Here is a 19242-nt window from a genome sequence, read left to right on the forward strand (position 1 = left end):
TACGGCAACGGGCATCCCGTTGCCGTTATTTTTTGCCTGATGGTGATGATGGATCGTTGCGCTGGGCATGGTGTTTCATCACCAGCATCCCGCCAACTGATAGACCCAGAAGCAGCAAGATGATGCCGCCGATCTTGAAAAGCTTCTCGTAAAGAAGGCGATTGTGATATTCCGCCTCGCGCATCTCTGTCAGATGGGTAATCACGGCATCAAGCTGAAGACGATAACGTTCTTCGGGCGCAAGCGTACTTTCATAGCGCACGGCACGCAGCAACATGTTCAACCGTTCAACCGCATCGAGGTAGTTTTCCTCGGTCATGCGGGCCTGTTCGATTGTGGGCCTCAGTGCCGGTTTTTCATTCGGCCCAAGAAAGTGCCCAGGATAGTCTTTAAGATCAGGCCAGTGATTGTCCAGACAGTCGCGAACATTGGTGACGATGGCGCCACACGGCACAATCTTCTGCGGATAAAATCGAAGCAGCGTACCAAGCGCCATCTGTTTGATCTGATGACCCTTGCGGTTATAGGCCTCGGTGATTGTGGCCATTTCCTTTTCGGCCTCGGCAATCGACATATCTGAAACAGGCACGTCACTTAGGCCCGGTGCAGCTTGCTGTGCCACGGCCATAGCAGGCACCATGGCAAGCGCGCAAAGCGCGGCCATCAAGCCCCGGACAGAAAGGACCCTATTCCACAGTTTCATCGCAGTTCCCGATTTTGCTTTTCTTTTAACATAGGGGCTTTTGCGGCGTTGCAACAGGTTTTAACGAAAACGGGCCCCGCAAGGCGGGACCCGTTCGAAACGTAAATTTGACTTCGGGCGCCGAGATCAGGCTGCGTTTTCCGGCAACTGAACCCAATCGGGAACAGAAACCGTGATCTTTGCATCGCCTGCGGTGAGCTCTGCATCGCCCTCAACCCGCTCAAGCCGGATCATTGCCAGCCCATGGTCACCGTGGACAGATCGAATGATCCCCGCTTCCTTGTCGCCATTCATAATCGGCGTGCCGGCATCCGGCGCCGGGCCGTCGATTTTGACGGGCAACAGACGTTTGCGCACAAGACCGCGATATTTGGTCCGGGCGGTAAGCTCCTGACCCATATAGCAGCCCTTCTTGAAATCGACACCGCCAAGCTCTTCAAAGCCATTTTCAAGCAGGATTGATTTCTCGATTTCCAGTTCCTCGCTGCCATTGGGAATGCCAAGTGAAACGCGCATTTCATGGTAGGTTTCGATATCGCTTTCCTCGGCACCAATTGCGGCCATTTCGATCAGCGCATTTTTCGGCAGAAGAACACGTGCGCCCATTTCGGCAAGACGCGGATCAACCGCCTTGATGCCATCGGCCATATGTGCGGTCGTACCGGGTGTTGCATCCAGCGACAGGGCGGAAAGCGCATCCTTGCCAAAGACGGCAATGACGTCGTAGCTGTCGGTGACATCAGATAGTTCTGCCTTGGCGCGGAGTTTATACATGCGAAGCTTTTTGAACAGTTCGGCCGCACGCTCGCCATTCTCGCCGCGCTCGCATTCGATCAGCAGACTGTCCTCATCCTGATGATAGACAAAGAAATCAAACAGGAATTTGCCCTGCGGCGTTAAAAGCGCGCCATAGCCGGATTTCTCGGCCGAAATGGTTTCGATATTGTTTGATACCAGCCCTTGCAGAAAGCTGACCCGATCCGGGCCGCTGACACGGATCACCGCGCGATCCGGCAAAAGGGCGTAAAAAGTCTCACTCATGATATTTATGGCTCCGGTAAATCGGAATTGTTTGGGCGAAATGTGGGGCAATCACACAAATTTCGCAAGACCTGTCTGTGCGGAGGCAGGGTGGGTAAGCTATAAGAAAACCCTTCATAAAACGCCGTCGAACGGATAGAACCAAACTTATGAAAATCTTGATGCTTGATCACTCCATCGGCTTTGATCCCAAGGATCGCGAAGCCCGTCCGCTCGGAACATGCCAGCGCGCTTTCATTGCCTTGGCTGAGTCCCTTGTTGCCCGTGGTCACAAGGTCGAAGCACGCCGCAATGGCGGCATCGACAAGGACATGCACGGCGTTGCCTGGCGACAGATTGATGCCGAACTGCCGCCCTTTGGCGGTGATGCGGTCAATACCGTGATTGTCTGGCGTGATCCGGCATTGCTCAGCCACGCTTCGGTGCCCGAGGGTGCGACTGTCGCACTTTGGTTCGATGGCGATCCGGCACGACTGAATGCCGATGATGTGCGTCTGGTGCTGCAGGAAAAGAAAGTTCAGGTCATCTTTACCGATGATGCGCAGGCAAAGGCCTTTGATGCCGACCTTGCCAAAAAGCCGATCGTGGTCAAACCGGGTGCGACAACATCCTTTGTCATGGCATCGAACATGCACTGGGCGTTTGAATCGCGCGACGAACTGGCGGTGACGGTTGCCAACAGTTCGACCGGGATCGCCCAGATCATTCGCATTTGGGAAACCTATGTCGCGCCCAAGGCGCCGAACGCGATCCTCGAAGTCTATGCCTATGACCTGTTTAGCGCCATGGCAGGCGAGAATGACAGTGTATCTGAAGACCTGCTTGATATGGTGCGATCCGCCATCGACAAGGGGGTTCGGGTCCATCATCCGAAACCAGAGGCCGACATGGCCGAAACCGTTGCCAATGCGCGTGCGTTCCTGCATCACGGCAAGTACGGGACGGATCATGTCGGGCAGTGGATTGTCGATGCGCTGGGGGCTGCAACGCCGGTTGTGTCCTATGGCGGGATTGCCAAAAGCCGGGTTGAGGATGGCAAGACGGGCTACATCGTTCCGGACGAGGCCGCGTTTGGAAATATCACGTCTCAGCTTCTGACCGACCGGTCCTTCTTTGCCAGCCAATCCGAAGCCGCACGCAATGATCGCCGCGAATGGATCCATGTCGCTGGCGAGTTGGAGAAACTGTAAGCCGTGCGCCTGCTGTTCATTACCTCAAATCGCCTCGGCGATGCGGTGCTTTCGACATCGGTTTTGCGCCACTATGTCGAAACCTATCCCGGTATCCGTGTGACGGTCGCCTGCGGCCCGGTTGCTGCACCGATTTTCGAGGGCGTTCCAAACCTCGAACGCATCATCAAAATGCCAAAGCAAAAACGCGGCGGCCATTGGTGGAAGCTCTGGAAATCGGTTGTCCTGAACTGGTGGGACATCATCGTCGACCTGCGCGGAAGTGCAACGGCTTATGTGTTGCCGGGCAAGACGCGGGTGGTGTTGCCGGGTAACGACGATGATTTGCATCGTGTTGAACAGCTCGGAAAATTGATTGGTGTTGAACCTGCATCGTTACCAGTTCTCTGGACCCGTCCTGAGGATGAGGCGCGCGCGAAAGAGCTCATCCCTGACGATGGCAAGCCGTTGTTGGCTGTCGGGCCATCTGCAAACTGGATTGGTAAGACTTGGCATCCCGAACGGTTTGAAGAAACAATTGCCGAACTGACCAAGCCCGGTGCTGTGCTTGAGAATGCGCGTGTGCTTCTGGTCGGGGCGCCGAGTGAGCGTGATTCGTCCTTGCCTGTTATTGAGAGTATTCCGCCCAATAGACGCGTAGAAATATTTGGAACAGAGCATCTTTTGACTGTGATGGCCTGTCTGAAAAAAGCCGATCTATATATTGGCAATGACTCCGGCCTTATGCACATGGCAGCTGCCTCTACGCGACCGACACTCGGGCTTTTTGGCCCGTCGCGTGAGGAACATTATGGCCCTTGTTCGAAATGGGGACGGGCGGTGCGCACGGAATGGTCATTCGACAAAATCATGGCCAACCGTGAAAGTTACCTATCGAAAGAAAATTTGATGGAAACCTTGCCGGTTGCCAAAGTTGTCGCGGCGGCAATTCAATTAGTTAAAGACTATCGCAATCAGGAAATCGGCGATGAGTGATAAAAAACCGCGTATTTCAGTCGTGATCTGTGCTCATAACGAGGAGGAAAGACTTCCTTCCTGCCTTGAAAAAGTGACTTTTGCAGACGAGATCGTCGTAATTTGCGATAAATGTACTGACAAAACCGAAGACATCGCCAAGGGCTTTGGGGCCAAAACTGTCGTCGGTAGCTGGAACATTGAAGGCGACCGCCGCAACCGCGCAATAGCCGAAGCAAGTGGCGACTGGATATTCGAACTTGATGCCGACGAGCATATAAATGCAGAGCTGGCAGCGGCCATTCCTGAAGCGGTTCTTTCGGACAAGTTCGACTCATTCTTGATTCCGGTCGACAATTATGTCGGGAAGCGCCTTGTGCGTTACGGTTGGGGGGCATCCTTCGGGACGTCTGCTGTTTGGCGGCTTTATCGCAAGGGTTGCAAGAACTGGGGGGACGAGCGGGTTCATCCCTCGTTTGAGCTGACCGGTAAAAAAGGCCCTCGGCTTGATGGTGCGTTGGTTCATTTTGTTGATCGCAACATCTCAGACATGATTCGTCGATTTGACAGTTATACATCTGCACGCGCTGCCGACCTGCGGGCCACCGGAAAGATTGGCAGTTTCGCCCACAACTTCCGCCGCATCATCTCGCGCTTCTGGCGCTGTTTTGTGTCGCGCAAGGGATATAAGGAAGGTGGGTTGGGCTTCCTGATCGCGTTGCTGGCCGCCTTGTTCCCGATGGTGTCCTATCTCAAGGCGCGCTATGACGATGAGTAAGAAAGGCGCATCGGAGAACTGCCAATGACCATGCTCCTGCAAACCATGGCCGGAAGCCCATTTGGCGGCGCGGAGGAGTTCTTTGTGCGTCTTGCCTGCGGTTTTCAGCGGGCTGGCATCGATCAACATTGTATCGTGAGGCCGAATGAAGGCCGGAACACCGTTCTCGCCGAAAATAGTGTTTCATTTGATGAACTGCCTTTTGGCGGGCGTCTTGATTTGCGAACTCCGTGGGCGTTGCGCCAGCAGATCAAAAAGCACAAGCCAAAGATCGTTCTGAGCTGGATGAACCGTGCCAGCCGGATGACGCCGTCAGGCAATTTCACCAAGGTCGCCCGGCTTGGCGGTTATTACAAGCTCAAGAACTTCAGTGATTGCGATCATCTGATTGGCAACACGCGCGATATTTGTGACTATCTGGTGCGTGAAGGGTGGCCTGCTGAGCGGACCCATTATCTACCGAACTTTGTAGACGCAAAACCAGGCACACAGCTTGACCGGTTGGAATTCAACACTCCAAACGACGCACCGCTAATTCTTGGGCTGGGCCGCCTTCACGAAAACAAGGGCTTCGATACATTGATCAGGGCCTTGGTTGATGTCCCCGGCGCGTATCTCTGGATCGCAGGGGCAGGCGATCTCAAGGACGGGCTGCTGAAACTGTCCGCCGAATGTGGTGTGGCGGATCGTGTCCGGTTTTTGGGATGGCGTCGCGATGTGGCCAATCTCTTTGCGACCTGTGATGTCTTTTGCGCCTCTTCGCGACATGAACCGCTCGGCAACATGGTGATTGAGGCATGGGCTCACGGCAAACCGGTTGTCGCACAGGCCAGTCAGGGACCAATGCAATTGATCAAAGCGGGCGAGAGCGGATTGCTGTCTCCACTTGAAGATGTTTCTGCGTTGGCGTCTGATTTACGCGCAGTCCTTGACGATAAGGCGCTTTCAGACACATTGTCGGCAAATGGGCGTGCGGCTTTTGATGCCAACTTTACCGAGGATGTCGTGGTCGCGCGATATAAGGCTTTCTTTGACGAGGTTGCACCTTAATGTGCGGAATTGCCGGTTATATCGCCAAGGACAAGCAATCCCTTGATCCTGAAATCCTTGATCGTTTACGTGATGCATTGGGGCATCGCGGACCAGATGGTGACGGGCGCTATATCAAAGGCCCCGTCGGTTTCATCCAGACACGCTTGGCAATTATCGATCTCAATACTGGTGACCAGCCGCTTTACCACGAAAATGGTAGTGCTTTGATCGCCAACGGTGAGATTTATAACTATCTGGAGCTCAGAAAAAATCTGGGTGAAGAGGGCTTTAAAACCCATTCAGACAGCGAGACTGCGCTTCGCAAATTCGTGCGCGATGGTATTGGCGGGTTTGATCAGTTGCGTGGCATGTATGCCTTTGCCATTCATGATGTGGTCGATAATCAGGTCGTTCTGTGTCGCGACCCGTTTGGTATCAAGCAGATATATTACGTTGAAACCCCTGAATATTTCGCATTCGCGTCCGAAGCGCAGGCATTGGTCGCTGCCGGCCTTGTTGGTCGGGAAGTACGCGAGGATGCCCGGTACGAGTTGCTTCAGGTGCAATTCACCACAGGCGCGGACATGATCCTTGATGGGATCAAACGACTGCAGCCCGGTGAAACCATCGTTTTGAAAAACGGACGGATTGTCGAGCGCCGGCGTCGTCAGGTTCTCAGTGATGCAGGTGCGACCGGGAATAATCTGGAAAGTGCGCTTTATGAGTGGGACCGGGTGTTCGAGGAATCGGTTCGGCTACACCAAAGATCTGATGTCGATTATGCCATGTTCCTGTCGGGCGGGGTCGATAGTGCGTCCTTGCTTGGTATGATGCACCGGCTTAATGAGAGACCGGTAACGGCCTATACTGCAGCGTTTGAAGCCAGCAGTGTGCATGACGAACGCGAACTCGCCCGAGAGGTCGCCAAGGCATGCAACGCCAACCATATCGAAGTGATGTTTTCCGAAAATGACTTCTGGACGCTATTGCCGGAGGTGGCTGCGCGAATGGATGATCCGGCAGCGGATTATGCCATTCTTCCGACCTACAAGCTAGCCAAGGAAGCCGCGCGCGATTTCAAGGTTGTGCTGTCGGGCGAGGGTGGTGACGAGCTGTTTGGCGGCTACGGTCGGTACCGGTCGGTCATGCGCCCCTTTTTACTGGGCGGTCGTGTGATGCGCTCCAAGGGGACGTTCGATAAGATCGATGTCTTGCGGCCCGGTGTTCTGGAGGGGTGGCGCGATGGCATTGCAGCGTCCGAAAGTCGTGAAAGCCGGGGGAAACGGTCGCGTCTGGCGATTGCTCAGGCCGTGGATTGCGCCGACTGGTTGCCCAATGATTTGTTGCTCAAGCTTGATCGCATGCTGATGGCGCACGGTCTTGAAGGGCGCACACCGTTCCTTGATCCGGTTGTCGCCGAGTTCGCCTACCAACTTCCCGACCGCCTCAAGGTCAGAAAGGGCGTTGGCAAATTCCTGTTGCGCAGTTGGCTGGAACGCTGTCTGCCGATGGCAAAGCCGTTTGCCAAGAAGCGCGGCTTCACGGTTCCGGTTTCAGAATGGATTGCAGCGCGTGGCAAGGAGTTGGGACCGCTGGTCGCCCGGCAGGCAGGCATTATCGAGATCGCAGATGCCGACAGGGTGGAAAAACTTTTCGACACTCCGGGCAAACGTGAAGGTGCGGCTTGTTGGCATTTGCTGTTCTATGCGCTTTGGCATCAGGCGAATGTTCTCGGGCATGCGCCTTGCCCGGACGTTTTCGAAACACTCGCCAGTTTTCAAAAAAGTTAAGACGTCTTAACTTTTACGGGAACAAATCACTCGCTCCGGCATTTCTTAATTGCAAATAACAATTAACAGATATGCTGTTGGGACATGAGTGATGCTGTATCTTGATAAACTGGCGATGTTGGCGGTTCTTGGTTTTGCATTGTTGCTGGCATGGATGACTGTACCGCCGAATGATTTACACGCGAAATCGATTAAGGCGCTGCCCTTGAAAGAAAGTGCGACACTGGGCGCGACATATGAATTCAAGCTCCCGACCACTGTCTATGCCAAATGTACGATTGATTGCGGATCAATTGGGGTTGATGTGACTGAGCAGGCGACCAGTGCTGAGCAGCGTGAAAAGTTTGCGCGCGCAATGCGGATTGCTTACTCTGCCTATGTCACGCCACTGCATCGTTGAAACGGTTAACTGCCTTTGAGAAAAGCTTCGGTCTGGATGATCGTACCCAACCTGTTGCGCACTTTGATGCGCAAAGATGTGGCACTGAAATCCAAGCTTCTATTACTGACCGGTCTGGTTTATCTGGTCAGTCCTGTTGATTTCCTGCCCGATGTTTTGGTCGGGATTGGCTGGTTGGATGATCTTGTGATCGTGCCTTTGTTGGGATGGCTGTCCTATCGAAGCCTGCCTGACTATGTGCAATGTGAAGTGGTCCGGGACGACTTGCAAAAACAGCCCACGTCGCGTCGCTTGTTGGTCTATCTCGGCATTCTGGCGATTGTGGTCATCGCTGTTGCGGTTTTGGGGGGTACGGATACCTCGCTTGAACCTGCAAGCGTTCCCGCGGCTGATTGATCAATCCCTCTTGTCGGATGTAACCTGCGTGTTTGACGCACGGTGGTGGGCACCATACTCTTGATCGATCATCCGAACAGATCGGGAGGATCCCATGGCTGAATCATTTCGCGCACTGGTTCTGGACCAGAAAGAAAAAAGCGTTACAGCAGAATTCAAGAACCTGACGACAGATGACCTGCCCGCAGGAGAAGTGCTGGTTCGGGTCAAATGGTCAACTCTCAATTATAAGGACGGCATGGTCCTGAACGGATTAGGACGGCTTGTGCGCACGTATCCCCATGTGCCCGGCGTTGATTTTTCTGGCGAAGTCGTTTCATCAGCCGATGATCGTTATAAGCCCGGCGATGAAGTTGTGCTGACTGGCTGGCGGGTTGGTGAAGCCCATTGGGGCGGTTATGCCCAGCTTGCACGGGTGAAGGCCGATTGGCTTGTTCCGTTGCCCGCCGGAATTGATGCATCACAGGCAATGGCAATCGGCACGGCGGGCTTCACCGCAATGCTGGCAGTCATGGCACTGGAAGATCAGGGTGTGTCGACAAAGCAGGATGGCGAAGTCCTTGTGACCGGGGCTGCCGGGGGCGTTGGTTCTGTTGCTGTTTCAATACTTTCTGCGCTTGGCTATCGGGTTGCCGCATCGACGGGACGCGCCGAAACGCATCAGTATCTCCGTGATCTCGGTGCCAGTACGATCATTGATCGCAATGAACTGACCGATACCAGCAAACCTCTGCTGACGGAACGATGGGTGGGGGCAATCGACAGTGTCGGTAGCACGACGCTTGCCCACGTTCTTTCCGAGATGAAATATCATGGTGTCGTTGCCGCCTGCGGTCTTGCCGGTGGTCCGGATTTGCCCGGAACTGTTATCCCGTTCCTGTTGCGCGGTGTGAAGCTGATCGGGATTGATTCGGTCATGTGTCCCTACGAGACACGCGTGCGTGCCTGGCAGCGCCTCGCGCGCGAATTGCCGAAGGATCAACTGCAAGCTGCAACAACGAAAGTTGCACTGTCCGATATTCTGCCATGGGGGGAGAAGATTCTCAAAGGGCAGGTGCAGGGACGTCTGCTTGTTGATGTTCAGGATTGCTAGCACCCGCAAAACCATGCAGACTCAACGGGTTTTCGATCCGTGCGATGCGGCACGAAAACCCGTGTCTCTGAAAGCTGGAAATGAACGTGATGCCTGAACAACGGTTCCGAATTCTTCTTGTTGAAGATAATCCCGGGGATGCGTTTCTTGTGCGTACCCTGCTGGAAGAAACCGGCGAGCCGTTTGATATCGAGCATCGAAGCGATCTAGCATCCGCGATGGCGGTGCTGAATGGTGACGGCCCAGATGCACTGTTTGATGTTGTTTTGCTGGATCTGACCTTGCCGGACTCGTCTGGCGTGCAGACCATCAGCCGTGTACGCAGTTGTGCCAATGCCGCACCGGTCGTCGTCCTGACTGGCCACAAGGACGAGGAACTTGCGTTCGAAGCCCTTCAACATGGCGCCGAAGACTATCTGACCAAGGAATTTCCCGATGGTCGTACAATCCGGCGTTCCATCAGGTATGCGATCGAACGGTCGCGCGCCGAACGCGCGTTGAAGGAAAGTGAAGAGCGTTATCGTAAACTGGTCGAGCTGGCACCAGAACTGATCTCTGTCCTGAGTGGCGAAGAGATCGTCTATATGAACCAGCAGGGCGTCAGCATTTTGGGTGCGCGCGACAGTGATAAGCTGGTCGGGCGATCCTTCATGGAAATGGTGCATCCCTCAAGCCGCGAAACGCTTGAAGAGTATATTTCGCGCTATCGAAACGGGTATCCGGGGCGTGCGGACTTCACAATCATCTGCCAACGCCCGGAAGGCGAAAATGTCGAGCTGGAAGTCTCGGCCATTGCCTTCACCCACGAGGGGGCACCAGCCATGCTGATGCTTGCAGAAGACGTTACGGATAAACGCAAAGTTGAACGTCAACTGATTCAAACGTCCAAACTGGCAACGCTTGGCGAAATGGCAGCATCCGTTGCCCACGAAATGAATCAGCCGCTGAACGTCATCCGGATGGCTGCAGATACCTGCGCATTGCAATATGATCTGGATGCCGTGAAACCAGCCTTTCAGCGCGAAAGACTGGCGCTCATCAGTTCCCAAACAGAGCGCATGTCAGAGATCATCAAGCATCTTCAGATATATAGCCGTCCGGACGACGATGATTTTGCGCCGTTCGACGTCATGAAAGCCGTTGAGCGCGCCGTGGACATGGTCGAACATGATTGCAGATTGTCGGGCATTGCAATTGATGTCGTCGCCCCCCGGCAGCGCTGTTTCGTCAATGGCCGACAGGTTCAGTTGGAACAGGTTTTGGTCAATATGCTGAGCAACGCGCGCGATGCCATCAACGAAAGCGGTGATGATGCCGGCAGTATCGGTGGTTTGATCCGTGTCAGCGCAATGGTTGACGAAGCGCGGAAGTCATTGAAACTGGCTGTCAACGACAATGGTGGCGGTGTTCCGGAAGCCGCCATTGACTTGCTGTTTCATCCGTTCTTTACGACCAAGGATGTTGGCAAGGGAACCGGACTTGGGCTGTCGGTCAGTTTTGGCATTGTCGAGGCCATGGGCGGCCGAATTGATGTGCGAAATGAGGGTGACGGGGCCTGCTTTGAAATCACTCTGCCGCTTGCGGATGCCGATACCACGAAGGTGGATCATCATTCCGACGCTGGTCAGGAGGACGGCTGGCTGACCAAGGTGCCGCCGAATGCCGCAGCACGCGGCAAAATTCGCGTGCTTGTCGTCGATGACGAACTTGATGCCATGGAAATCATCTCAGGATATCTTGAAGCACAGGGCTTTAACGTTTCCGCCGCAAGTAACGGTGAAGATGCGTTGGCGATTGCGGGTGTTGTGCAGCCTGACATCCTGATTACCGACATTCGCATGCCACATATGGATGGCAACGCCTTGGTCAAGGAACTTCGGGAACGCAATCCCGCACTGCCGGTAATTGTTATGACCGGGCACCCGGGCGACGCTGACCGACCGGTTGAGGATGAAGACGGACCAGATGCACCGGTGACGGTGATGTCAAAGCCGCTGAACCTAAAGGAACTTCTGGCAACACTTGATGAGCTTTGTGAAGTGTTCGCGGCTTAAGTTTGGCCCGCAGGCATCCGCAATAGACTTTTGGCTGCCAGTGGAGTTATGATTTAAATTGATAAAGAAAAAGCCCGGCATTGTGCCGGGCTTTTTCTGATTTTTTTGCCTGGATTTGGCAGCGATCAGGCTTCCCAGCCCAATTGCATGGCAATCTTCACCGCTTGTGTACGGTTGGCAGCACCGAGCTTCTTGAAAATACCGGTCAAATGGACCTTCACGGTAATTTCGCGAACGGTTAGCTGTTTGGCGATTTCCTTGTTGGAAAGGCCCTTGGTCAGAAGACCCAGCACTTCGCGCTCGCGGTTGGTCAACTGCCGCAAGGGGTTGTCTGGTGCAAGGCCGTCAAGGTCGATCTCACCCGGGCGCATCTGCGTGCCATCGTCTTCGAGCAATGCAGACGGGATGTATTTTTCGCCAGACAGAATCAAACGCAGGGCGTTGATCAGGGATTTACCTGACAGCGTCTTGGGCAGATATCCCGACGCACCATGTTCCAGTGCGTTCAGAACGTCGCTGCGTTTAACCGAGCCTGAAAGAATAACCACCGGAATTTCAGGATGTTTCTGGCGCATGACGGTCAAACCGGACAATCCATTCATGCCAGGCATGTTCAGATCGAGGATGGTCAGTTCGACGTTGGTTTCTCCGTCAACGACGGCAAGTGCTTCTGCGAAGTCTTTCGCCTGCGCGACTTCAACTTCCGGCGCTGCGAGTTTTAGGAAGGAAGTGATCCCGTCTCTGACGAGATCGTGATCGTCTGCTAGCAGGATGTTCATTTTTATGCCGTACCTGTTCTTGTCCAAAGCTCACTGAAATAAATTGGGACAGCGACCTCGGAAACGCGATCCACAATTGCAATAATATGGTTTCGCGCGATTCTGATATTTTCAATCCAAGCGTCCCCCCCGGACGCGAGCGCAGCATTCAACAAAACGGTGTCCCTGTCAAACGGCAGGATAGTTTTTGATAGTAGCATCTATCCAAGTGAATAGGTATCCGAACTCAAGGATAAGTATTTCATCGCGCATCGAATAGTATATCAGGGGATCAGAAGGAACCGCGATAGGAAAAGTTATACAGAAATTGATATATTCTGATGCGCGCCGTTTTTAGACAACGCCTCGTTACGTGCGGATTCTTTGGTAGTATTGTTTGTATCAATACCATCACTGGTTGCTCTTTGCAGGCTTGCCTGGCGGAAGGCTGCCATATCGGCACCTGATGGTGCGTTTGGTGCCAGTGCTGCATTTTGCAAGGTGGCCAGCGCACGATCACGATCTTCCGCACTGCCAGACAGTGATACGCTTACATCAACGTGACCACCAATGGCATAAGCGTTACCGTCCGGACCAATCTGATATGTGTATTGCGGCGCAGAGCCATAAGGCCCGGCAGCAGCGGCATGGGCCTCTTCCTCTTGGCGTACAGCTGAATCTCGGGCGCGCAACTGATTGACGACAGCTTCTTCAGCCGGGTCGAGATCCTGACTGGACAAAGTACCATTTGTGGTGTTGCCGTTTTCCGAATTGGTTTCGCGTGCCTCGCGGTATTCCGCACGGCTGACACCGCCAGCAACTGCTTGTGCCTCGGTCAGGGTACGTGGATCAACAATCCGTGTGCGTGCGCCGTCTGAGCCGGCGCCAGCAATGGCATATGGCGAAACAGATGACGCATTTCCGCCCTGACGCTGGACTTCAATGGCCTCATATTCGGCCAAAACACGCCCATCAGCAGTTTGCGCGATTTCCCGAACATTCAGGATAACGCCCAAGCCGCCCCCATTCGGGTTGGCTATGGTTTGACCAGCTGAAATCATCTGTCTTTACGTCGCTCGTAATCTTAAGACGAAACCTATACGAAAAGACACCATAGCAGAAAAATGACCGGGAGTCTCGGCTCGCAATAAACGGCCTTTGGTGTAAGGCTCTTGAGGCGCATTGTCACGGTTGATGGCTTGCGCATCCGTACCCTTGCTGGTATCAAAAATCCCGAATTTCCAACCGGCGCCTGGCGCGCTTCATGCTGTACTTCAATCAGGAATTCCAACGCGCATGTCCAACTTCATCATTCCGGCCAATGAAAAGGTACTTGTCACGGGTGCCGCCGGTTTTATCGGTTCCCATCTTTGCCTGAAACTGCTGGAACAGGGGGCCACTGTTGTCGGACTTGATAACGTCAATGACTATTATGACGTCAACCTCAAAGAGGCGCGTCTCGCACGGTTGGAAGGCAAGCCGGGTTACAAGTTCGTCCGAATGGACCTCGAAAATCGCGAAGGCATCGCTGATCTGTTCGCCACCGAAAAACCAACCTATGTAGTCAATCTGGCGGCTCAGGCCGGGGTGCGCTATTCGATTGAAAACCCGCATGCCTACATCGATGCCAACCTGGTTGGTTTCACCAATATCCTCGAAGGCTGCCGCCACAACAATGTGAAGCATCTGGTCTATGCATCAAGCAGTTCGGTTTACGGCATGAATACCGAAATGCCATTTTCCGTTCATCACAATGTTGATCACCCGATCAGCCTTTATGCTGCGTCAAAAAAGGCCAATGAACTGATGGCCCACACTTACAGCCATCTGTATCGTCTGCCAACGACCGGTCTTCGTTTCTTTACCGTCTACGGCCCGTGGGGGCGCCCGGACATGGCGCTGTTCCTGTTTACCAAGGCGATCCTCGAAGGGCGCCCTATCAACGTCTTTAACGAAGGCAAGATGCGTCGCGACTTTACCTATATCGATGACATCGTCGAAGGTGTTTATCGCTGCATCTCGACTGTTGCCCAGCCGAACCCCGACTGGAATTCGGCCAAGCCCGATCCCGCAACCAGTTCGGCACCCTATCGGGTGTTTAATATCGGCAATAACAGCCCGGTCGAGCTGATGTATATGATCGAGACGATCGAAAAGGCACTGGGCAAGACGGCAGAGAAAAACATGCTGCCGATGCAGGATGGCGATGTTCCGGCGACTTACGCCGATGTTGATGCGTTGACCGATGCCGTTGGCTTCAAGCCGGCTACCTCGATTGAAACCGGTATCGGCAATTTTGTTGAGTGGTATCGCGCTTTCTACGGCTAGAGCGCGCGACTTTCCTTAATATCCAGACAAATAAACACCATGTAGGCTCGCATCACTTTGATGCGGGCTTGCCAACGTTATTTTTGAATGTATTCGGAAAATGGTGCTGCTGGGGAGATTTGAACTCCCGGCCTCTCCCTTACCAAGGGAGTGCTCTACCCCTGAGCTACAGCAGCCCGATAAACAGGCTGACCGGTGGGCAATGGTGCTGCTGGGGAGATTTGAACTCCCGGCCTCTCCCTTACCAAGGGAGTGCTCTACCCCTGAGCTACAGCAGCATGAGCCCTTGCGGTGCGGGCGGGTTATAGGCCACGTATCTGTAATTGGTCAAGCCTGAATTATGCGAAGTTTTTCGATTGTTCCCATGTCAGGCCTTTTCGCCCTGTTTTCGTCAAGATCGGCTGTAATTTTTCGCGCGCTGTTTTATAACAGGCCAATCGCTCAAACCCGCATAAATCTGACGGAACTTTGATTGCACCATGACAGCCAAAAAATCTGATATGCGTCCGGCCGTAAACGAGGAACGCTTAAAACGCGAAGCCGAAGCCCTGCGTGCCAATCTGGCCAAGCGCAAGCAACAGCAACGCTCACGCAAAAGCGATCCACAAGGTCCAGTTACAGACGAAAAACCTGAGGACTGATCACGCGCGTCATTTTTCACCTTCGCTTTGATTGGCGCGTGCATCGTTTGGTTGATCTTGAGGCCCGCGGGCGGGTAAAACCGTGGGTGCTGAACGTGGTTGGGATTTTCGCAAAAACAGGGGTGGCACAATGTCGGTAAGACCGGATCACTGGATACGCCAGATGGCGCTGGAAAAGGGCATGATCGAACCGTTTGTCGACGGTTTCAAACGCGATGGTGTGATTTCCTACGGTGTCAGCTCGTACGGCTATGACGCCCGTGTCGCCGACGAGTTCAAGATTTTCACCAATGTCGACTCGGCCATCGTCGATCCCAAGGAATTTTCCGATGACGGGTTCGTTAACCGCCAGACCGACGTCTGCGTGATCCCGCCCAACAGTTTCGCGCTCGCGCGCACGGTGGAATATTTCCGCATCCCGCGCGACACGCTGGTGATCTGTCTGGGGAAATCGACCTATGCCCGGTGCGGCATCATCGTCAATGTCACACCGCTTGAACCCGAATGGGAAGGGCATGTGACCCTTGAATTTTCCAACACCACACCGCTTCCGGCGCGCATTTATGCCAATGAAGGGGCGTGTCAGTTCATTTTCCTCAAGGCGGAAAGTGAATGCGATACCTCCTATGCGGATCGCGCAGGCAAATATATGGGCCAAAAAGGTGTCACATTGCCGCGCCTGTGATAAAGGGGTGGCAACAATCTGGTGGTGTATACGCCAAGACACGCGTTCGCTGCGCCATCGCGCGCAGTACAAAGAGGACTGAATGGACAAGATCAAGATTTCCGGTGGTCGCCGGCTGCAGGGCAAAATTGCAATCGGCGGTGCCAAAAACGCGGCTTTGCCGTTGATGGCAGCAGCCCTTCTGACAGATGAAACCCTGACCCTTTCGAACCTGCCGCATCTGGCAGATATCACATCGATGGCCAATCTTCTGGCCCAGCATGGTGTCGCGTTGCATCTGAACGGGCATGCCCCCAATGGTGGCCATACCGGTCGCGTTCTTGAAATGACTGCCAAGGAAATCACCTCGACCACGGCACCCTATGATCTGGTGCGCAAGATGCGTGCATCTGTCTTGGTGCTTGGTCCGATTGTCGCGCGCTGTGGTGTTGCCCGTGTGTCGCTTCCTGGTGGGTGTGCAATTGGCAACCGCCCGGTTGACCTGCACCTTAAGGCGCTTGAAGCCATGGGTGCTGAAATCCACCTGGCCGAGGGCTACATCGAAGCCCGCGCACCCGACGGCCTGAAAGGCGGCCATGTCCTGTTCCCGCAGGTTTCGGTGGGCGCGACGGAAAATGCGCTGATGGCCGCATCGCTGGCGGACGGTGTTGTGACCATTGCCAACGCCGCGCGTGAGCCGGAAGTATCCGATCTTGCGCATTGCCTTGTTGCCATGGGGGCCGAGATCGAAGGCATCGGAACCGATACCCTTAAAGTTACTGGCAAGCCGCGCCTGCATGGTGCGGAATATTCGGTTGTGCCAGATCGTATCGAAACCGGGACCTATGCAATTGCAGCTGCCATAACCGGCGGCGAGATCGAGCTGACCGGAACCCGTATGGAACTGATCGACAGCCTTGTTGATGCGATGCGCGCAGCCGGGGTCGAAGTTGAAGAAACCGAAGATGGCCTTAAGGTGCGCGGCAACCGTGCGACGCTTAAGGGTGTTGATGTGATGACCGAGCCCTATCCGGGCTTCCCGACCGATATGCAGGCCCAGTTCATGGCGCTGATGTCGGTGGCCAATGGTGCGTCGATGATCACCGAAACCATTTTCGAAAACCGTTTCATGCACGTACCGGAACTCAGCCGCATGGGTGCTGATGTCAACGTGCATGGCCGTTCGGCGATTGTACGCGGCAGTGCAAAGCTTTCGGGGGCTGAAGTCATGGCAACCGATCTGCGTGCATCTGTCTCCATGGTGCTTGCAGGCTTGGCAGCCGAGGGCGAGACGGTTATTAACCGTGTCTACCATCTGGACCGCGGTTACGAGCGGCTTGAAGAAAAACTGAGCTCCTGCGGGGCGCAGATCGAACGTGTCCGGGTTCCGGCCTGATATCAGGTCTACCGGATAACTGAAAACGCGTAAGGCGACTGATTGATGAGTGACGAAAAGCTGGTGCTTGCCCTGCCAAAGGGGCGCATTCTTGACGAGGTGATGCCACTGGTACGATCCGCCGGGATCGAACCGGAAGCGGCATTTGATGATCCGAAATCCCGTGCGCTTCGTTTCGCCACCAACCATCCGCATATCGATATCATCCGTGTGCGCAGCTTTGACGTCGCAACCTTCGTCGCCTTTGGCGCGGCCCACATCGGTGTCTGCGGCAATGACGTCCTGATGGAATTTGACTATCCGGATATCTATGCGCCGCTGGATCTTAACATCGGGCATTGCCGGATCGCCGTTGCCGAACCCGAAGAAATGATTGAGGGCGATGACCCGTCGCGCTGGTCCCACGTTCGGGTCGCGACCAAATATCCCAACATCACGCGCACCCATTTTGCCAAACGGGGCGTGCAGGCCGAATGCATCAAGCTGAATGGCGCGATGGAACTGGCACCAACACTTGGTCTGTGCCGCCGTATCGTTGACCTTGTCTCGACCGGCAACACGCTTAAGGCCAATGGCCTGCGTGAAATCGAACATGTTGCCGATGTGACGTCGCGTCTGATCGTCAACCGTGCCGCGCTGAAAACCCGCCCGACCGATATCCAGCCCTGGATCGACCGTTTCTCCGAGGTGCTCAATGCCGCTTAAGCTTTCGATTACTGACGCCAGCTTCGAAGAAGATTTCGTCAAGCTTCTGGGCATGAAACGCGAATCGGATGCCGATGTTGATGCGGCTGTTGCCGATATCATCGCCGATGTCCGCAATCGCGGTGACGAAGCTGTTTGCGACTACACCAACCGCTTTGATCGCCTTGGTATCGACGCATCCGGCATGGCGGTGAGCGCGGCCGAGGTCGATGCAGCGGTTGCCGACATTGACGCAGACCTTCTCAAATCGCTGGAATTGGCGGCAAAGCGCATTCGTGCCTACCACGAAAAGCAGATGCCGGCCGATGAACGCTATACCGATGAAAGCGGTGTTGAGCTTGGCTGGCGCTGGCGTGCGGTGTCCGCAGCCGGGCTTTATGTTCCAGGCGGTCTGGCATCCTATCCGTCATCGGTTCTGATGAATGCCATTCCGGCCAAGGTTGCCGGTGTCGAACGCCTTGTTATGGTGGTGCCTACCCCGGATAATAAAATGAACCCGCTGGTTCTGGCTGCGGCCCGAATTGCCGGTGTGGACGAGATTTACCGCATTGGCGGGGCGCAGGCGATTGCGGCCCTTGCCTATGGCACCGAAACGATTGCGCCTGTCGACAAGATCGTCGGTCCGGGCAATGCGTTTGTTGCCGCGGCCAAACGCCGTGTCTTTGGTCAGGTCGGCATTGATATGATTGCGGGCCCGTCGGAAATTCTGGTGGTTGCCGATGGCAGCAATGACCCAAGCTGGGTGGCAGCAGATCTGTTGTCGCAGGCCGAACATGACCCGGTCGCGCAATCGATCCTGATCACTGACGACGCGGAATTTGCCGATCGCGTGCAGGTCGCAATCGACAAGCATCTTGAAAAACTGCCGCGTGCAGAAATCGCCGGAGCAAGCTGGCGCGACTTTGGTGCAATTGTTTTGGTCGAAAATCTGTCGCAGGCTCCGGCCCTTGTGGATCGGATCGCACCGGAACATCTTGAATTGGCGGTGGACGACCCGGACGCACTGGCAGAAGACATTCACCATGCCGGTGCGATTTTCCTGGGCCGTTATACCCCTGAGGCCATCGGCGATTATGTTGCTGGCCCGAACCATGTCCTGCCGACGGCCCGCTCGGCGCGTTTCTCGTCCGGCCTTGGGGTTCTGGACTTCATCAAGCGTTCGTCGCTGATCAAGTGCACCCCCGAAAGTCTGGCAAAAATCGGCCCGGCGGCAATCGCCCTTGCAGAAAGCGAAGGTCTGCAGGCACATGGACTTTCGGTAGCGATCCGTTCAAACCAGATGTAAGCTGTTGCAATGCAGCGTGTGAAGGGACCGGAGC

At 54.7% G+C, this 19242-nt stretch carries 19 protein-coding genes and 2 tRNA genes; 15 read left to right on the forward strand and 6 right to left on the reverse strand.

What is annotated here, in order from left to right; translation table 11 throughout:
- Positions 1 to 25: 25 nt before the first annotated feature.
- Positions 26 to 703 (reverse strand): hypothetical protein, encoded by a 678-nt coding sequence (locus WBY09_RS06565; protein ID WP_286791614.1) that lies wholly within the window; start codon positions 701 to 703, stop codon positions 26 to 28.
- A 126-nt stretch (positions 704 to 829) separates the two neighbouring features.
- Positions 830 to 1744 (reverse strand): CAF17-like 4Fe-4S cluster assembly/insertion protein YgfZ, encoded by a 915-nt coding sequence (ygfZ, locus tag WBY09_RS06570; protein WP_197145556.1) that lies wholly within the window; start codon positions 1742 to 1744, stop codon positions 830 to 832.
- A gap of 161 nt (positions 1745 to 1905) precedes the next feature.
- Here ygfZ and WBY09_RS06575 point away from each other — a divergent pair, with 161 nt between their 5' ends.
- The 9 genes from WBY09_RS06575 to WBY09_RS06615 all read left to right on the forward strand — a co-directional run bounded on the left by WBY09_RS06575 (position 1906) and on the right by WBY09_RS06615 (position 11431).
- A complete protein-coding gene (locus tag WBY09_RS06575) occupies positions 1906 to 2934 on the forward strand; it encodes a glycosyltransferase (RefSeq protein ID WP_286791613.1) in 1029 nt (342 codons plus the stop codon).
- A gap of 171 nt (positions 2935 to 3105) precedes the next feature.
- Positions 3106 to 3909 carry a glycosyltransferase family 9 protein gene (locus tag WBY09_RS06580; protein WP_252723962.1) on the forward strand — a complete coding sequence of 268 codons (804 nt, stop codon included), beginning with the start codon at positions 3106 to 3108 and terminating at the stop codon, positions 3907 to 3909.
- Positions 3902 to 4666, forward strand: coding sequence for a glycosyltransferase family 2 protein (locus WBY09_RS06585; RefSeq protein WP_197145553.1), 765 nt, complete (start codon positions 3902 to 3904; stop codon positions 4664 to 4666). The genes WBY09_RS06580 and WBY09_RS06585 overlap by 8 nt, the downstream gene beginning before the upstream one ends.
- Before the next feature lie 24 nt (positions 4667 to 4690).
- A complete protein-coding gene (locus WBY09_RS06590; protein ID WP_197145552.1) occupies positions 4691 to 5716 on the forward strand; it encodes a glycosyltransferase in 1026 nt (341 codons plus the stop codon).
- Entirely contained in the window at positions 5716 to 7488 is a 1773-nt protein-coding gene (gene asnB, locus WBY09_RS06595; protein WP_197145551.1) for an asparagine synthase (glutamine-hydrolyzing), read from the forward strand. Before WBY09_RS06590 ends, asnB begins: the two co-directional genes overlap by 1 nt.
- Positions 7489 to 7579: 91 nt before the next feature.
- Complete coding sequence (locus tag WBY09_RS06600; RefSeq protein ID WP_197145550.1) at positions 7580 to 7888, forward strand: hypothetical protein; 309 nt, start codon at positions 7580 to 7582, stop codon at positions 7886 to 7888.
- A 36-nt stretch (positions 7889 to 7924) separates the two neighbouring features.
- A complete protein-coding gene (locus WBY09_RS06605; RefSeq protein ID WP_197145549.1) occupies positions 7925 to 8284 on the forward strand; it encodes a YkvA family protein in 360 nt (119 codons plus the stop codon).
- A gap of 94 nt (positions 8285 to 8378) precedes the next feature.
- On the forward strand, positions 8379 to 9377 hold the full coding sequence (gene acuI / locus WBY09_RS06610) for an acrylyl-CoA reductase (NADPH) (RefSeq protein ID WP_336232293.1): 999 nt from the start codon (positions 8379 to 8381) through the stop codon (positions 9375 to 9377).
- Positions 9378 to 9466: 89 nt separating this feature from the next.
- Complete coding sequence (locus WBY09_RS06615) at positions 9467 to 11431, forward strand: hybrid sensor histidine kinase/response regulator (protein ID WP_336232294.1); 1965 nt, start codon at positions 9467 to 9469, stop codon at positions 11429 to 11431.
- A gap of 125 nt (positions 11432 to 11556) precedes the next feature.
- Here the strand turns inward: WBY09_RS06615 and WBY09_RS06620 are convergent, their stop codons facing one another.
- Both WBY09_RS06620 and WBY09_RS06625 read right to left on the reverse strand, forming a co-directional pair.
- A complete protein-coding gene (locus WBY09_RS06620; protein WP_008891795.1) occupies positions 11557 to 12210 on the reverse strand; it encodes a response regulator in 654 nt (217 codons plus the stop codon).
- A gap of 296 nt (positions 12211 to 12506) precedes the next feature.
- Positions 12507 to 13250, reverse strand: a complete 744-nt coding sequence (locus WBY09_RS06625; protein WP_336232295.1) for a putative metalloprotease CJM1_0395 family protein — start codon at positions 13248 to 13250, stop codon at positions 12507 to 12509.
- A gap of 235 nt (positions 13251 to 13485) precedes the next feature.
- On the opposite strand from WBY09_RS06625, the gene WBY09_RS06630 reads away from it, so the two are divergent.
- On the forward strand, positions 13486 to 14517 hold the full coding sequence (locus WBY09_RS06630; protein WP_197145545.1) for an NAD-dependent epimerase: 1032 nt from the start codon (positions 13486 to 13488) through the stop codon (positions 14515 to 14517).
- Positions 14518 to 14618: 101 nt separating this feature from the next.
- Here the strand turns inward: WBY09_RS06630 and WBY09_RS06635 are convergent.
- Both WBY09_RS06635 and WBY09_RS06640 read right to left on the reverse strand, forming a co-directional pair.
- Positions 14619 to 14693, reverse strand: a tRNA-Thr gene (locus WBY09_RS06635).
- 27 nt (positions 14694 to 14720) lie between these two features.
- Positions 14721 to 14795 (reverse strand) — tRNA-Thr (locus tag WBY09_RS06640).
- Positions 14796 to 14996: 201 nt separating this feature from the next.
- On the opposite strand from WBY09_RS06640, the gene WBY09_RS06645 reads away from it, so the two are divergent.
- The 5 genes from WBY09_RS06645 (at position 14997) to hisD (ending at position 19208) form a co-directional block, all read left to right on the forward strand.
- Positions 14997 to 15158 (forward strand): hypothetical protein, encoded by a 162-nt coding sequence (locus WBY09_RS06645; RefSeq protein ID WP_336232296.1) that lies wholly within the window; start codon positions 14997 to 14999, stop codon positions 15156 to 15158.
- 130 nt (positions 15159 to 15288) lie between these two features.
- Positions 15289 to 15843, forward strand: coding sequence for a dCTP deaminase (dcd, locus tag WBY09_RS06650; protein ID WP_336232297.1), 555 nt, complete (start codon positions 15289 to 15291; stop codon positions 15841 to 15843).
- An 82-nt stretch (positions 15844 to 15925) separates the two neighbouring features.
- The gene (murA, locus tag WBY09_RS06655) at positions 15926 to 17218 is read left to right on the forward strand and encodes a UDP-N-acetylglucosamine 1-carboxyvinyltransferase (protein WP_336232298.1); all 1293 of its coding nucleotides are present in this window, start codon (positions 15926 to 15928) and stop codon (positions 17216 to 17218) included.
- A 45-nt stretch (positions 17219 to 17263) separates the two neighbouring features.
- Positions 17264 to 17923, forward strand: coding sequence for an ATP phosphoribosyltransferase (gene hisG / locus WBY09_RS06660; protein WP_008891763.1), 660 nt, complete (start codon positions 17264 to 17266; stop codon positions 17921 to 17923).
- Entirely contained in the window at positions 17913 to 19208 is a 1296-nt protein-coding gene (gene hisD, locus WBY09_RS06665; protein WP_336232299.1) for a histidinol dehydrogenase, read from the forward strand. The genes hisG and hisD overlap by 11 nt, the downstream gene beginning before the upstream one ends.
- Positions 19209 to 19242: the final 34 nt, after the last annotated feature.

The sequence above is a fragment of the Thalassospira sp. CH_XMU1458 genome (assembly GCF_037027205.1).
Lineage (GTDB): Bacteria > Pseudomonadota > Alphaproteobacteria > Rhodospirillales > Thalassospiraceae > Thalassospira > Thalassospira tepidiphila.